Genomic DNA, 16,146 nt, shown 5'->3' on the forward strand with positions numbered 1-16,146 from the left:
ACGCCATGAGCGGTTTCGGCCCAACTCAGGGCCAGAATTCCGAAGCGAACGCGCGTGCAACTGTATCTCCCGATCGCCGACATTCCGATCAATGTGTTGCTCATCCTGGCGATGGGCGCTGCGGTCGGCTTCGTCTCCGGCATGTTCGGGATCGGCGGCGGCTTCCTGATGACACCGCTACTGATTTTCGTCGGCATCGCCCCCGCGGTATCGGTCGCGTCAGTGGCAAGCCACATTGCAGCCTCGTCTTTCTCCGGTGCGCTGTCCTACTGGCGACGCCGCGCCATCGATCCCGCGCTTGCGACGGTCCTTCTGACCGGCGGCGTGGTCGGCACAGCGCTCGGGGTGTGGGCATTCACGCAGCTGCGCAATCTCGGCCAGCTCGACCTCACCATCTCGCTGTCCTATGTGATCCTGCTCACCGCCGTCGGCAGCTTGATGTTCTGGGAGGGCCTGCGCGCGCTGCTGCGCATCCGGCGCGGTGATCCCGTGAACTTGCGCCGGTCCGGCAGCCATAGCTGGGTTCACGGCCTGCCGCTCAAGATGCGGTTCAAGCGCTCCAAGATCTATCTCTCGGTGATCCCGGTGATCGCCGTCGGTCTCCTGATCGGCTTCATCGGCGCCGTGATGGGCATCGGCGGCAGCTTTATCCTGATCCCGATCCTGATCTACTGGCTGCGCATTCCGACTTCGACGGTCATCGGCACATCTATGGTGCTGACGCTGGTCACCATGGTGATCGCGACATTGCTGCACGCCGTCACCAATCATCTGGTCGATGCGGTGCTGGCCCTCATCCTGATGGTCGGCGGCGTCACCGGCGCACAATTCGGCGCCCGCGCCGGGCAGAAGATTCGCGGCGAGCATTTGCGCCTGCTGCTGGGCCTGCTGATCCTGGCGGTCGGCGTCCGCTTCGCGGTGGAACTGGTCGTTCGCCCCACGGATCTGTTCACGATCCGCGATACCGGAGGCGTCGCTCCATGATACGCGCGCTCCCGATCATCGCCGCACTCGGCATCGGAATGCTCGCCCCGGCCCGCGCCGAACAACTGATCGTCTCGGTGTCGAACCATCGCGTGACCGTGACGCCGAATTATGCCGGCGAGGAACTGGTGCTGTTCGGGGCTGTCGAGAAAGACGACAAGACACCGCCCGGCCGCAACAACTACAATCTCGTCGTCACCGTCAACGGACCGCGCACCGACCTCATGACCCGGCGCAAGGAGCGCCGCTTCGGCATCTGGATCAACACGGATTCGCGCCAGTTCCTGCAGGTGCCGTCCTATCTCGCCGTGTTTTCCAACCGTCCTATGGACGCCATCGCGCCTGCCGACGTACAGCGCCGCCAGCAGCTCGGAATCAATAACGTCCTGCTGACCCAGCGCGTCGGCACCGACTATGCGGACGTCGTGGCCACAGACCCGTTCCGCAGCGCCTTTGTGCGACTGCGTAAGGAACACGGACTTTATCGCGAGGAGACCTCAGCGGTGACATTCCTGACACCGACGCTGTTCCGAACCAGCATTCCGTTGCCCGCCGAAGTGCCCATCGGAACCTACGATGTCGAGATCAAACTGTTCGCCGACGGTGCGCTGATCTCGAAAGCGGAGACGGCGTTCGATATCGTCAAGGTCGGCTTCGAGCAGTTCGTCGCCAATGCCGCGCGCAATCACGGTTTCATCTACGGACTGCTCACCGCCGCGATGGCACTAATGTCTGGCTGGGCCGCGTCGATCGTGTTCAGACGGGATTAACGCTACTCTCACCACCGTCATTGCGAGGAGCCCTTGCGACGAAGCAATCCTGTCTTCCTTCGCTTGTGGCCTTCTGGATTGCCGCGTCGCTTCGCTCCTCGCAATGACGGTTGAGGATTCTGCGCGCTACAAAAATATCCCCACCACCATCGCCACCACGCTGATGGCCATTGCTGCAGTCGACAGCCAACCGAGCCAGTGCAACGGCCCCTTGATCACAAAATCGCCCATCACATCCCTGCGGCGCGACATCACCATCAGCAGCACCATCACCGGCACGGCGAGAACGCCGTTGATGACCGCGCTCCAGTACAGCGCCGAGATCGGGTTGATCGAGGTGAAATTCAGCGCGATCCCGATCACGGCAGACAGAGCCAGCACCGCGTAGAACGCCACGGCCTCGCGCGGCTTGCGATCGAGTCCGACCAGCCAGCGCTGACCTTCGCCCACCGCATAGGCAGTTGAGCCTGCGAGCACCGGGATCGCCAGCAGACCCGTGCCGACGATGCCCAGCGCAAATATCCACTCTGCGAATACTCCGGCGATCGGACGCAAGGCTTCAGCCGCCTGCGCCGAGGTCTCGATATCCGTCTTGCCGGAGGCATTGAGCGTGGCCGCAGCCGTGATGATGATCGACAGCGCGATCAGGTTCGAAAATGCCATGCCGACGATCGTGTCGGCCCGAATGCGCGAAAACTCCATCGCGGCACCAATCGGCCTCTCGATCAACGGAGCCTTGTGGGGATCGATACGTTCGTCTTCCGCCTCCTGCGAGGCCTGCCAGAAGAACAGATATGGCGAAATCGTCGTCCCGAGAATGGCAACTATGGTGGTGAGATACGAGCCGCTCCAGGTGATTTGCGGCAGCAGGATGCCTGTGAGAGCGGCGCTCCAGTCGACCTTCACGACCGCAAGCGCGGCGACATAGGAGAACAGGCAGAGCGTCAGCCATTTCAGCACCGAAACATAGCGCTTGTAGTCAAAGAAGATTTGCGCGCCTACCGAGAGAGCGCCGAACAGAACGACATAGATGATGCCGTGACCGCCAACGAGCAGCTTGGTGGCATCGGCCATGGCGCCGAGATCGGCCGCGATGTTGATCGTGTTGGCGATGAACAGCAGCGACACGATGAGGTGCAGCAGCGATGCCGGATAGTGCCGGCAGACATTGCCGGAAATGCCGCGACCGGTCACGCTGCCGACGCGTCCGGAAATTTCCTGGATTGCGACCATCAGCGGAAAGGTCAACAGCATGGTCCAGCCGATGCCGTAACCAAGTTGTGCCCCGGCCTGACTATAGGTGCCGATGCCGGACGGATCGTCGTCGGAAGCGCCGGTGATCAGACCAGGACCAAGCCGTTTCAGAAAGCCTTTCGGACCAGTAGCTTCTCCCTCCTGATCATCAGGCTTCTCGCTGGACTGGTCCGACATCTGATCCCTGCCATCTCACCGCTCGGCAACGTGCCGTCGCAGCTAACGTTCCGAAGCAGGGACTGGCAATGGGCTAGATCAAGGTCCGCACACCCGGTTCGAGGATACGCAGACGGGCACCGAAGCCGAGCGTGTCGAAGGATGCGCGCAGGTCGCCGGCACTCTGTTTGAAATGCGCCCATCCGTCGGTGTGCACCGGCACAATCGTCGCATCGGGAAATGCGCGCGCCGTCTCGATCGTGTCGTTGGTGTCCATGGTGAGGTGGAATGGCCCGCGGGTTTGCGCCGCGCCGGCGAAGGGCAGTACCACGCCGGCCGGAAAACGCCGCGCGACCTCGGCGACGCCATCGAACCAGACGGTGTCGCCTGTAATGTAGATCGGCCTGCTCCCTGGCGCGTTCGAGCTCAGCACGAAGCCGATGACATCGCCCGACAGCGGCTCGATGCCGGCCGGGCCATGACGCGCCGGGGTCGCGGTGATCGTCAGCGAGTGACCATCCTTACCGGTAAGCTCGGTGCTGTCCCATGGCGCGAGACCTTCAACATCCCCACCGAGGCGCTTGGCGCCCGCAATGGTTGTCAGCACGCGCGGCGCGTGACGCAGGAAATCGCGCCCGGAATTGTCAAGATTGTCGGAGTGCTGATCGTGACTGAGCAGCACCACATCAACCGCGCCGACTTGCGCGGCGGAGATCGCGGGGCCGACGAGTTTTTCTAGCGTGACATGCGGCAGCTTGTAAGCGCCCGGATGATCGAAGGTCGGATCGGTGAGCAACCGGAACCCGTCGATTTCAATCAGCGCGGTGGGGCCGCCGATCAGGGTGATAGTGAGGAACATGAACTACTCCTGTCGCAGGGGGGCTGGTGAAGCGGCCGGTCTGGTGACGAGATAGATACCGAGGGCGACCGGGACGATCCCCAGGAGATCACGACTTTCGACATGCTCGCCGAGCACCATCCAGGCGAACAGCATGCCGAGTGGCGGCATCAGGAAGTGATAGGCGCTGGCAGCGGTGGCGCCGCAGGTCTTCAGGAGATGAAACCACAGCAGATAGCCGAGGATAGAACCGCCCAATGTCAGGAATGCAAACGAAGCGATCAATCGCGCACTCGGCACGATCGCGCCAATATCGGAAAACGTGAGCGCCACCGGGATCAGCACCACGCCGGCCACAAGATTCTGCACGCCGTTGCCGAGCCACAGGCTGCCCTTGGGTGCCAGCAGCTTGAACAGGATCGTCCCAGTCACGATGGAAGCGAGCGATGCCAGCGTGAATACGATGCCCTGCGCGCTGTCGGTGCCCACCGATATGCGGTGCCAGACGATCGAGGCGACGCCGGCGATGCCGAGCAAGAGCCCGGCGACCTTGCGTCCGGTGAGCGGCTCCTTCAGCAACAGTGCTGCGAACACGGCTGTAAATACCGGGTTTGCGCTGACGACCAGGCCGCCGAGACCGGCGGAGATGGTTTGCAGGCCGGTATAGCCGAGGCCGAGATACAGCGCGTTATTGGCCAGGCCGATGACGGCGTAGGCCGCGACATCGCGCCAGGACAGCGACCAGGCACCGCGGCGCAAGGCGGAAATGCCAAGGATCAGAACACCAGCGAGCGAGAACCGCGCGGCGAGCAGAATGAGCGGCGGGCAATCGGTGACGGCGATCTTCCCTGCGACGAAGGAGAAACTCCAAAGCAGACAGAAGATGCCGATATAGATCGGCAGCGGATTGAAGGCGGCACGAGGAACCGCGACTGACGGCGCGAGGGACATCGGAAATCTCCTTTGTCACCGGTCTATGCGCCCGCCTTCCCATTTGGAAATTAAATGATATACTTGTTGTCAGTTGAAAAACGAATGGACAGCCGATGCTGGATCTCGAACTCCTGCGCAGCTTCGTCTCGGTGGTCGATGCCCGCGGCTTTACCCGCGCCGGCGAGCGCGTTCACCGCACCCAATCCACCGTCAGCCAGCAAATCAAGCGACTGGAAGAGGATATAGGCCAGCCGCTGCTGAACCGCACCGGCAAGGACGTGACGCCGACCGAAGCCGGCGAGCGGCTGTTGTCCTATGCGCGACGGCTGCTGGCGCTGGCGGAGGAAGCCCGCGACGTGCTGGCCCGGCCAACCAATGAAGGCGCTGTCAGGCTCGGCATCCCCGAGGATTTCGCGGCCTATCGCCTGACCGAATTGCTGGCGAATTTTTCGCGATCCCGGCCCGGCTTGCGGCTCGACGTACGCGCCGACCAGAGCACCTATTTGCGCCGCGACCTCGAACGCGGCGAACTCGACCTGGCACTGTTCAAGCGCGCCGCCGGTGAGAAAGGTGGCATTGCAGTGTGGCCCGAGCGGATCCATTGGGTCACGAGCAAGGCACATCCGATCGACCCCGCCGTCCGGTCGGTCCCGTTGATCGGCTTTCCCGCCGGCTGCCTTTACCGGACCCGCGCGATCCATGCCATCGAGGCGGCAGGCCGCAGTTGGCACATGGCCTATACGAGCTCCGGCCTCGCCGGCATCCAGGCCGCGGTCGCCGCCGGACTTGGCCTTAGTATCCTGTCCGACATGGCGATCCAGGCCGACCATCGCATCTTGACGGCGAAAGAAGGCTTCGCGCCGATCGACCAGACTGAAGTGACGCTGATGGCCGCCCCCGATGCGAGCCCAGCAACGCTGCGGCTTGCCGACCACCTCGCCGAGTTCTGCGATACGGTGCAGGCGAAGGCGGCGTAAGGCCGCTCTTTCTTTTAATGCTCGTCGGTTTGCAGGGCCATGAAGCCATGCTTCGGACACGCCCCCAAGGAGCCCTCCATGCCGACATCCGACGCTGTTACTGTTGAGGCTCTGAGTCCCACGTCGTTCGAAGCCTTCGGATGGGTGCTCGGCAAAACCGATCCTCTCAAAAAAGACGCGGTCGGTTTTCGAAGCCCGGCGAGCGATTTCTGGCACGAACACTTCTTTGATCCCGGCACGGGAGGCAACACCGAGGTCCTGTGGGTCGAGTATCGTGACAACAATCCGCTTGTCTCAAAGCTCGAAGTCCATCACTTGACCCAACAGGCGGTCGTGCCTCTCACGAAAGAGATCGTTCAGATCCTTTGCTTGAGTGACGCAAACCAGCGGCCGGATTTGTCGACCCTCCGAGCTTATCGTTTGTCTCCCGGTGTCGGAATCTGCATGCGTCCCGGCGTTTGGCACGCAACGCGCGCCGACAATGCGACCTGCCTGATGCTGACCCGAGGCTCGACGACTGAGGATCTTATCGACCATCTCGTCAACAGACAGCCCGCAAAGGAGACTACCATCCTGGAAATCCCGCAGGTTCGCCTGATCCAGCGAGAATGACGATCTGTTGGAAATCGCTGATCTAGCAACAGCGCGATGCGGCAATGGCGTGCATGCGCCGATCGCCGAGCACATGGGCAACGAAGCCGAGGGTCTGGAAGATTTTCGCGAATGCCGCGTCGCGGATGTTAAGCCCGCCGGTATAGGCGCCGAAGGCCGGCATCACCGCGCGGGTGCCGTCGCTCGCAAAGCAACGACGTTCGACGGCGCGGCCGCGGGTGCTGACGCGCGCCTTTGGATGCAAGTGACCGGCAATCTCGCCTGCAGCACCGGTCGGCTCATGACGGAAGGTGATCGGGCCGATGGCGACTTCTTCAGCGACGGTGCCGCCGAGATCAGGTGGCAATGCAGGATCATGATTACCTGATATCCAGATCCAGTCACGGCGCGTCTGCAATGTGGACAGCAGGTCGCGATTGGCCGGCGATAACCGCTCATGGGCGTCACGGTCGTGGAAACTGTCGCCGAGCGCAATCACGATGCGCGGATCGTGACGCGCGATCACCGCACCGAGGCGACCGAGCGTTGCGATCGTATCGTAAGGCGGCAGCAGCACGCCGCGATTAGCATAGCTCGAGCCCTTTTCGAGATGTAGATCGGACACCACGAGAAGTTTCTGCTCTTCCCAATACAAGGCGCCCGACAGGTCCGCAGCCAGCGTGACGCCGGCGATGCTGACCGTGCTCATATCGGCGGTGACGGTTTCAGCGTGCATGGTGCTCTTTTAAGACGAATGCGAGATTCGCAAAACCCTTACGATCGCGTCTCTTCGAATCCCGTCGCCTCTTTCACGAGTTCCTCGGCGGCTTCCGCCAGGAGCTCGTCCGACGCTTCGCCGTATACCGCTTCACGGCCAATTTCCAGCATCACCGGCACCGCCAGCGGCGACACGCGATCGAGTTCCCGGTGAATGATACGGCCCTGGATGCGCGTCAGCATGTCGCTCAATCGCCGAATGTCCAGCAATCCCGTCGCGGCGTCGGCGCGCGCGGCGCGCAGCAACACATGATCGGGCTGATGCTTGCGCAGCACGTCGTAGATCAAGTCCGTGGAGAACAGCACCTGGCGGCGCGATTTCTCCTCGCCGGTGAAACGGGTATGGATCAGCCCCGAGATCACCGCGCAGGTGCGGAACGTCCGTTTCATCAGCGCCGATTCCGCGAGCCAGGCTTCGAGATCGTCGCCGAGCATGTCGGGATCGAACAAAGCGGCGAGATCGAGCCTGCCCTGCCTGATCATATGCGACGTGTCGCCGAGGCCCCATATGGCCAGCGCATATTCGTTGGCGACAAAACCCAGCGGCCGCGCGCGGGCGCGTTCAAGACGGCGCGTCAACAGCATGCCCAATGTTTGATGCGCGAGGCGGCCTTCGAACGGATAGCAGACGAGGTAATGCTTGTCGGCGCGTGGAAAGGTCTCGACCATCAACTCGCGCGTGCCGGGCACATGCGAGACATGAGCCTGCAGCGACAGCCACTCGCGCACCTGATCGGGCAGGCCTTTCCAGGCGCGCTCATCGTCCAGCAGTTTGCGCACGCGTTCCGCGAGATAGGTCGAGAGCGGAAACTTGCCGCCCATATAGGATGGCACCTTGGCGTCCTTGTCATGGGCGCGCGAGACATAGACCTGGTCCTCGACCAGGGATTCGTAGCGCACGACTTCGCCGCCAAAGACGAAGGTATCGCCGACCACAAGGCCTTCGATGAAATACTCCTCGATCTGGCCGAGCATGCGTCCCCCGCGCGCCAACGCACCAGTGACACCCTTTTTGCCTTTTCCGCTGCCTCCGCGCACCAGCCGCACCTTCAGCATCGTATCCTCGACGATGGTGCCGACATTCATGCGATACATCTGGCGCACCTTGGGATTGGTGACGCGCCATTTGCCCGAGGCGTCCTGCTTGATACGGGCGAAACGCTCGTAGATTTTCAGCGCGTAGCCGCCGGACGCCACGAACTCCACGGTATCGTCGAAATCGACACGCGACAGTTCGGCATAAGGCGCCGCCGAGCGCACTTCGTTATAGAGATCGTCCGCGCGAAACGGCGCGCCGCAGGCGCAGCCGAGCACGTGCTGCGCCAGCACATCGAGCGAGCCTGTCCGCAGCGGCGGCGTGTCCTGCGCATTCTCGGCAACGGCATCGATAGCGACGCGACATTCCAGCACCTCAAAACGATTGGCCGGAACCAGTACAGCGCGCGAGGCTTCGTCGATGCGGTGATTGGCGCGGCCGATCCGCTGCATCAGCCGCGAGGCGCCCTTCGGCGCGCCGACATTGATGACGAGATCCACATCGCCCCAGTCGACGCCGAGATCGAGCGACGAGGTACAGACCACACCTCGTAGCTTCCCGGCGGACATCGCGTCCTCGACCTTGCGGCGCTGCGCGACGTCCAGAGAGCCATGATGAAGCGCGATGGCGAGGCCATCGTCGTTCATGCGCCAGAGATCCTGGAACAGCATCTCGGCCTGACTGCGGGTGTTGACGAAGACCAGCGTCGTCTTGTTGGCCCTGATGAGATCGTAGATCTCGCCGAGTGCATGGCGCGCGGAATGGCCGGCCCAGGGCAACCGTTCCTTGGTGTCGAGCATTTCGACCACCGGCTCGGCGGCGCCGCCGGCGACGACGATATCGGCGGAAACGCTTTCGCCAACGGGCTGCGGCACGAGGAAACGTGCCAGCGATTCAGGCTCGGCGACCGTCGCCGACAGGCCTATGGCCCGCATCTCGGGCGCGAGTTTCCACAGCCGTGCGAGCCCGAGCGACAGCAGATCCCCGCGCTTCGACGTCACCAGCGCATGCAACTCGTCGAGCACGACGCGCTTGAGTGACGAGAACAGAAACGGCGCATCGTCGGACGACAGCAGCAAGGCCAGCTGTTCCGGCGTGGTCAGAAGAATATCCGGCGGATAGCGCCGCTGCCGTGCACGGCGGGACACCGGCGTGTCGCCGGTGCGGGTCTCGACCTTGATCGGGAGCTGCATCTCCGCGATTGGCGTTTCCAGATTGCGCGCGATGTCGACGGCGAGGGCTTTCAGCGGGGAAATGTAGAGCGTGTGCAGGCCACCGGTGCGCAGAACGGTGCGGCCGGTGGAGACGACTGCGTTTTTCCCCTCGCCCCGCTTGCGGGGAGAGGGTGGCGCGGACGCAGTCCGCGACGGGTGAGGGGGAGCTTCGGCGAACTCGGGAGTTTCAATTATGCGCTCCCCCTCACCCGGCTCGTTCGCTGCGCTCTCAAGCCGACCTCTCCCCGCAAGCGGGGAGAGGTTAGACAGTTCCACCAGCGTCGGCAGGAATCCGGCCAGCGTCTTGCCGGCGCCGGTCGGCGCGATCAGCAGCGCCGAGCGATCGTCGCGCGCCTTCTCCAGCAGCGCCAATTGATGTTCGCGCGGCGACCAGCCGCGCATGGCGAACCAGCGCAGGAAGTGATCGGGCAACAGGTCGGGTTTGGCGACGGATTTACGGGGCGGCACGCGTTAGAACTAGGCACTCTCAGCCGTCATTGCGAGGTCAAGGAAAGTTGCCGTGCAACTTTCCCCTAAGCCCTTGCGACGAAGCAATCCAGAAAACAGCAAGAGAGGACTGGATTGCTTCGCCCAAAGGAAATTTGCTGCGCCAATTTTCGCCGGGGCTCGCCATGACGTGGAGAGACCTGTGGTCTTATTGCGTCACCGACTTGTCGGAGATGATCCAGTCCTTGCCGTCGAACCGCTGGGTGTAGAGCGTCGCCATCGGAACATAGGCGTCATTGGTATAGCTGTAACTCACCCCCGGCAGCATTTGCGGAGCGCGGAAGCCGTTCAGGCCGATGGCCTGTTTCAGCACGTTCTCATGGGTAAGCTCGTCGCCGCAGCGGCGCAGGATCTCCGCCATGGACACGGCCTGACCATAGCCGAAGAAGGCGATCGAATTATCGGCAGAGACCGTGGGCAGATATTTCGCGCGCAAAACTTCGAACGCCACGATGTCGGGATCCTTGGCATAAAGCGGCGAGCCGATGTCCTTGCCATAGGCAATCGAGACGATGCCCTTAGCATTCTCCAACCCTGCCGCCTCCAGGATCGATCGACCGGTGGAGCCCGCCGACAACAACTGCAGCGGCTTCCAGCCGAGCTCGACCACCTTGCGGATCGACTGTGACGTCGCCTTGCCGGTGGTGATATTATAGAAAACATCGGCACCGGATTTGGCGAGATTGATCAGCTGCGAGTCGATCGTGGGATCGGTGAGATCGTAGGTCACCTCGGCGATCACCTTGGCGGTCCCGCCGGCTTTCGCGAGTTCATCCTTGAACGGCCCGAGGAAATCCCGGCCGAAATCATCGTTCTGATAGAGGATTCCGACTTTCGCATTCGGATTCACGCTGACGGCATATTTGGCGAGAATACGCGCCTCGGTCGGATAGAGTGGCAGGCCGGCCATGGTCCATTTGTTGTTCTTCGGATCGTTCCACTTCGATGCGCCGGTGTTGAGCAGCAGCTGCGGCACACCCTTGGAATTGAGATATTTGTGCACGGCCGTCTGCGGCGCTGTGCCGAGTGAGCCATAGAGTGCGAGTACCTCCTCCTGCTCCACCAGACGGCGTGTGGCCTCGACCGCCTTCGGTGCGCTGTAGGAATCGTCCATCGTCAGAAACTTGATCTTGCGGCCGTTGATGCCGCCTTTCTCGTTCAAGCTCTGAAAATAGGCTTCGCCGACGCGGCCGAGCACGCCATAGAGCGAGCCGGGTCCGCTATGCGGAATGGTTTGCCCGATCTTGATTTCAGTATCGCTGGCACCTGGATCGTATTTCTTGTCGGCGGCGACAGCGGCCGTCACAGTCAGTGGCAACACGACGACGGCGACCCGCGCCGCAGACGCAAACAGTCCCTTGTTCATGGCGTTTTCTCCCTGATGATTTTTGATCCGGCTCTTTGCGAGTCCGATTGGTCGTCTCCATCCCCGGCACGACGCCGGGGATGGTTGTTATTTTAAGATACGCGCTTACTGGCTCACCGGCTTGTCCGACAGATCCCAGTCGGTGCCGTTGAATGTGCCCACATAGAGCGCCTTGATGGTAGTGTAGTCGGTCGGCGTGAAGCCATAGGTGATACCCGGCAGGAACACCGGCGCGCGGTAGCCTTCCAGATTGGTCGCGTGCTTCAGCACGTTCTCACGGGTGAGATCGTCGCCGCAGCGGCGCAGGATCTCCGCCATGGTCACGCCCTGCGAGTAGCCCTGAAACGCGATGGTGTTATCGGGATCGACATTCGGCAGATACTTCTTGCGCAGCTCCTGGAAGGCGATCACGTCTGGATCGTCCTTCCACTTCTCGCTGCCGACTTCCTTGGTGTAGGTCATCGCCACGATGCCCTTGGCATTTTCGGCGCCGGCGGCGTTGATGATCGAGCGGCCGCTCGAGGTCGATACCAAGAGATGCAGCGGCTTCCAGCCGAGCTCCGCGACCTTGCGGATCGACTGCGACGTCGCCTTGCCGGTGGAGATGTTGAAGAAAGTGTCGGCGCCCGATTTCGCCAGATTGATCAGTTGGGAATCGATGGTCGGATCGGTGAGGTCATAAGACGCCTCGGCGATCACCTTCGCGGAGCCGCCCGCTTCGGCCAGAATCTCCTTGAACGAATTCATGAAGTCCTTTCCGAACTCGTCGTTCTGGTAAAGGATCGCGACCTTGGCGTTCGGCTTGGCCTGCATCAGGTAGCGCGCGATGATCCGGCCCTCGGTCGAATAGATCGGCAGGCCCGGCGTGGTCCACTTGAACTCTTTCGGGTTATTCCAGCGCGAGGCGCCGGTGTTGAGCAACAGCTGCGGGATCTTCTTGCTGTTGAGAAACTTCTGCACCGCCGACTGCGGCGCAGTGCCCAGCGAGCCGAACAGCGTCAGCACCTCGTCCTGCTCGGCGAGCCGGCGAGTGGCCTCGACGGCCTTCGGCGCGCTGTAGGCATCGTCCAGCGACATGAAATTGATCTTGCGCCCGTTGATGCCGCCCTTTTCGTTCAGCATCTGGAAATAGGCGGCCTGTGTCCGACCGATCACGCCGTACAGGGAACCGGCGCCGCTATAGGGGATGGTCTGGCCAAGCTTGATCTCGGTATCGCTGGCACCCGGATCGTATTTCTTGTCTGCTGCGAAGGCCGAATGGGCCAGTACGGAGACAACTGCAGCGAGTGTTGCGGTCCTGAAGACGGACCTGTGGCACGAAGGCATCTGGTGTTTTCTCCCTGAGACCCGCTTGTGCGGGTGTGTTTTTGTGACCCGTCGCGGCGTTGATCGCGGCTGTACGGGCTTGCCCTTATCCTCTGCGGGCGCGACAGGCTTGGCAATCCCTCACAGGTTGCCTCATGTTTTCCGTGGGTTGGCTATCGACAGGGTCTCAGCGCACCCAAACGTGACGAAATACGCATCGCGCCACGGACGTCTAAACGCTTATTTAACCGGCTTTTTTCGGCCGGCGCCCCTGCGGTTGCAATGTCGGACAGTGTGGCCGTCCGGATACAGCCAATATGGCCCGACTCCCCTATTCTAACGGTTCAAATCTGAATTGGGGTCGACCATGAAACGTATTCTTCTTGCGAGCGCCGCGCTGCTCGGAACCGCTGTGAGCGCGCAGGCTGCCGATCTGGCCGTCAAGGCCCCTTATTACAAGGCGCCCCTCGTCTCGGTCTATAACTGGACCGGCTTCTACATCGGTGTGAACGCCGGCATCGGCATCGGCCGCGACCGCGTCACCCACAGCTACACCGGCGACTCGCTGTATCTCACGCCGCAGGGCGGCTTCGGCGGCGGCCAGATCGGCTATAACTGGCAGGGCGACTCGCTGCTCGGCCCGATCGTTTACGGCCTCGAAGCCGACATCCAGGGTTCGGGCCTCACCGGCGGTGGCGCCAATGTGGTTGGCCCGCTGCAGACCGTCTACGGTCAGAAGTCTGATTGGTTCGGCACCGTTCGTGGCCGCGTCGGTCTCGCAACCGGTCCGGTCCTGAGCTACTTCACCGGCGGTTTCGCTTACGGCAACGTCAAGACCACGATCACCGAAGGCGGCGTGACGGCGTTCTCGGACAGCCGCATGGCGACCGGCTGGACCATCGGCAGCGGCGTGGAAGCAGCGCTCGGCGGCAACTGGACCGGCAAGATCGAATATCTCTACCTGAACCTCGGCAACCGCTCTGATGCGTTCGCTACCCCGACCCAGCTCACCAACACCGAACTGCGTGAAAACCTGTTCCGCGTCGGTCTGAACTACCGCATCGGCGGCAACAGCGTTTACACCCCGGTCGCTGCAGCGAACTGGACCGGCTGGTACCTCGGCGGCAACATCGGCTCCGGCACCGGACGCGATCGCACCACGCTTACCGGCGTCACCCCGGTTCCAGAGCAGTTCAACCTTGCTCCGGACGGCATCAATGGCGGTGCCCAGATCGGTTACAACTGGCAGGCATCGAACTGGGTTTACGGTCTCGAAGCCGACATCCAGGCTTCCAGCCAGCGCGACAACAAGACTGCGGTTGCTCTCGGCCTCGTCAGCTACGATCAGAAGCTGCCCTGGTTCGGCACCGTTCGTGGCCGCCTCGGCTACTCGGTCGGTTCAACCCTGTTCTACGCCACCGGCGGTTACGCCTACGGCGGCGTGAAGACCAAGATCAACGCACTGGGCGTCGAAGTTGCCAACGCTTCGACCACCAAGAGCGGCTGGACCGCTGGTGCGGGCATCGAGACCCCGTTCAAGCTGCTCGGCCTGTTCGGACCGAACTGGACCTCGAAGACCGAATATCTCTATGTCGACCTCGGCTCAGCTTCGACCACGATCCTTCCCGGCGTCGTCAGCGAGAGCAAGGTTACCGAGCACATCTTCCGCACCGGTCTGAACTATCACTTCAACAGCCCGGTTGTTGCGAAGTACTGATCTCAGCGACATCCTCTAAAATCGAAAACCCCGGCCTCGCGGCCGGGGTTTTTGTTTGCGTCTTCAAGTAATGCTGTTTCGGAAAAATTAACCACGAGGGAGGCAATATCTAGGTACCGCAATTTCTGGTCGCGCGGCTACAGACAGCATCTAGTTACCGCTTCATAGTTCGACCAGAAATCTGAACTGGATCCCTTCATGAAAAGCCTCTGCCTCACTACCGCGACGCTGCTGTCCCTGACCACCGGTGCGCAAGCCGCCGACATGGCCGCGAAGGCCCCCTACTACAAGGTGCCGGTAACAGCGGTTTATGACTGGACCGGCTTCTACATGGGCGTGAACGCGGGCTACGGCGTCGGCCGGGATCGGCTGCAAAACAACGACCCCATCACTCCCGGCTCAGCCACCTCGACCTATCTGCAGCCCGCTGGCGGATTCGGCGGCGGCCAGATCGGCTACAACTGGCAGGCCGGCTCCATGTTCGGCCCCCTGGTCTACGGCGTCGAAGCGGACATCCAGGGCGGCGAATTGAAGGACAGCTATCCGTTGCTGAACAACGGCGCCTTTCCGCTGGCGCCGCAGGACACCTACAGCCAGAAAATCGACTGGTTCGGCACGGTGCGCGGCCGCGTCGGTCTGGCAACGGGTCCGGTGCTCAGCTATGTGACCGGCGGCTATGCCTATGGCAACGTCACCACCACCACCTCCTCCCTGGGCTTTCCTTCCCTGGCTACGAGCCGCGTCCAGGGCGGCTGGACCGTTGGCAGCGGCGTCGAGGCATCTCTCGGCGGCAACTGGACCGGCAAGATCGAGTACCTCTATCTCAATCTCGGCAACAAGACCGATCAGGTGATGGTGCTCGGCACGTTTCCGCAGACCACCACCACTGAACTGCGCGAGAATCTGTTTCGCGTCGGCCTGAACTATCGCATTGGCGGCAACAACAGCACCTATGTGCCAGCGCCCGCAGCGAACTGGACCGGCTGGTATCTCGGCGGCAATGTCGGCTCCGGCATCGGACGCGACCGCACCTCGGTCTCCAAAGCCGGTGACGGCCTTGGTGACTTACCTTCCTACGATGCTTTCAACCTCGCTCCCGATGGCATCAATGGCGGCGTACAGCTGGGTTACAACTGGCAGATGGCGAACTGGGTCTACGGTCTGGAAACCGACATCCAGGCCTCCAGCCAGCGCGACAACAAGACGGCCATTGGCCTCGGCGACGTCCCGTTCGACGCCAAGCTGCCCTGGTTTGGCACCGTACGCGGCCGTCTCGGCTACTCGGTCGGTTCGACGCTGTTCTATGCCACCGGCGGTTACGCCTATGGCGGCGTGAAGACCAAGGCCAGCGAAGACGGCGTCGTGCAGCTCAATGCTTCGACCACCCGGAGCGGCTGGACCGCGGGCGCCGGCATCGAGACGCCGTTCACCCTGCTCGGCCTGTTCGGCCCGAGCTGGACCTCGAAGACGGAATATCTCTATGTCGACCTTGGTTCGACCTCGAACCTGATCAACACCACGACCATCACGACCAACGTCTCCGAACACATCTTCCGCACCGGGCTGAACTATCACTTCAACAGCCCAGTCGTCGCGAAGTACTGATCACGGCGACATCGCCGAAACGCAAAACCCCGGCCTCGCGGCCGGGGTTTTTATTGGTAGGACGCCTGGCGCTCACAGACGTTATTGCCCGGCCGTCATTGCAAGGAGCCCTTGCT

At 62.1% G+C, this 16,146-nt stretch carries 13 protein-coding genes; 6 read left to right on the forward strand and 7 right to left on the reverse strand.

What is annotated here, in order from left to right:
• The first annotated feature begins 54 nt into the window (after positions 1–54).
• Together AC1DUY_RS18045 and AC1DUY_RS18050 are read left to right on the forward strand one after the other, a co-directional pair.
• Positions 55–984, forward strand: a complete 930-nt coding sequence (locus tag AC1DUY_RS18045; RefSeq protein ID WP_320446408.1) for a sulfite exporter TauE/SafE family protein — start codon at positions 55–57, stop codon at positions 982–984.
• Positions 981–1,754, forward strand: coding sequence for a TIGR02186 family protein (locus AC1DUY_RS18050; RefSeq protein WP_068737508.1), 774 nt, complete (start codon positions 981–983; stop codon positions 1,752–1,754). Before AC1DUY_RS18045 ends, AC1DUY_RS18050 begins: the two co-directional genes overlap by 4 nt.
• A 126-nt stretch (positions 1,755–1,880) precedes the next feature.
• Here AC1DUY_RS18050 and AC1DUY_RS18055 read toward each other — a convergent pair whose 3' ends face one another.
• From AC1DUY_RS18055 to AC1DUY_RS18065, 3 genes are all read right to left on the reverse strand, one after another.
• A complete protein-coding gene (locus AC1DUY_RS18055) occupies positions 1,881–3,185 on the reverse strand; it encodes an NRAMP family divalent metal transporter (RefSeq protein WP_478116012.1) in 1,305 nt (434 codons plus the stop codon).
• A gap of 73 nt (positions 3,186–3,258) precedes the next feature.
• The gene (locus tag AC1DUY_RS18060; protein WP_478116014.1) at positions 3,259–4,023 is read right to left on the reverse strand and encodes an MBL fold metallo-hydrolase; all 765 of its coding nucleotides are present in this window, start codon (positions 4,021–4,023) and stop codon (positions 3,259–3,261) included.
• Between the two features lie 3 nt (positions 4,024–4,026).
• Positions 4,027–4,953: a DMT family transporter gene (locus tag AC1DUY_RS18065; protein WP_231078374.1), complete on the reverse strand. Its 927-nt coding sequence runs from the start codon at positions 4,951–4,953 to the stop codon at positions 4,027–4,029.
• Between the two features lie 95 nt (positions 4,954–5,048).
• Here AC1DUY_RS18065 and AC1DUY_RS18070 point away from each other — a divergent pair, with 95 nt between their 5' ends.
• The gene (locus AC1DUY_RS18070; protein WP_089266803.1) at positions 5,049–5,912 is read left to right on the forward strand and encodes a LysR substrate-binding domain-containing protein; all 864 of its coding nucleotides are present in this window, start codon (positions 5,049–5,051) and stop codon (positions 5,910–5,912) included.
• Positions 5,913–5,990: 78 nt separating this feature from the next.
• Complete coding sequence (locus AC1DUY_RS18075) at positions 5,991–6,524, forward strand: ureidoglycolate lyase (protein WP_478116017.1); 534 nt, start codon at positions 5,991–5,993, stop codon at positions 6,522–6,524.
• A gap of 22 nt (positions 6,525–6,546) precedes the next feature.
• Here AC1DUY_RS18075 and pdeM read toward each other — a convergent pair whose 3' ends face one another.
• The 4 genes from pdeM to AC1DUY_RS18095 form a co-directional block, all read right to left on the reverse strand.
• A complete protein-coding gene (gene pdeM, locus AC1DUY_RS18080; RefSeq protein ID WP_478116019.1) occupies positions 6,547–7,239 on the reverse strand; it encodes a ligase-associated DNA damage response endonuclease PdeM in 693 nt (230 codons plus the stop codon).
• Positions 7,240–7,277: 38 nt separating this feature from the next.
• Complete coding sequence (locus AC1DUY_RS18085) at positions 7,278–9,998, reverse strand: ligase-associated DNA damage response DEXH box helicase (RefSeq protein WP_478116021.1); 2,721 nt, start codon at positions 9,996–9,998, stop codon at positions 7,278–7,280.
• Between the two features lie 187 nt (positions 9,999–10,185).
• Positions 10,186–11,403: an ABC transporter substrate-binding protein gene (locus AC1DUY_RS18090; RefSeq protein WP_478116023.1), complete on the reverse strand. Its 1,218-nt coding sequence runs from the start codon at positions 11,401–11,403 to the stop codon at positions 10,186–10,188.
• 105 nt (positions 11,404–11,508) lie between these two features.
• The gene (locus AC1DUY_RS18095; protein WP_478116025.1) at positions 11,509–12,729 is read right to left on the reverse strand and encodes an ABC transporter substrate-binding protein; all 1,221 of its coding nucleotides are present in this window, start codon (positions 12,727–12,729) and stop codon (positions 11,509–11,511) included.
• Between the two features lie 346 nt (positions 12,730–13,075).
• Here AC1DUY_RS18095 and AC1DUY_RS18100 point away from each other — a divergent pair, with 346 nt between their 5' ends.
• Together AC1DUY_RS18100 and AC1DUY_RS18105 are read left to right on the forward strand one after the other, a co-directional pair.
• Entirely contained in the window at positions 13,076–14,425 is a 1,350-nt protein-coding gene (locus AC1DUY_RS18100; RefSeq protein ID WP_478116027.1) for an outer membrane protein, read from the forward strand.
• A 198-nt stretch (positions 14,426–14,623) separates the two neighbouring features.
• Positions 14,624–16,030 (forward strand): outer membrane protein, encoded by a 1,407-nt coding sequence (locus tag AC1DUY_RS18105; protein WP_478116029.1) that lies wholly within the window; start codon positions 14,624–14,626, stop codon positions 16,028–16,030.
• Positions 16,031–16,146: the final 116 nt, after the last annotated feature.

It is taken from the genome of Tardiphaga sp. P4_G1, assembly GCF_056401215.1.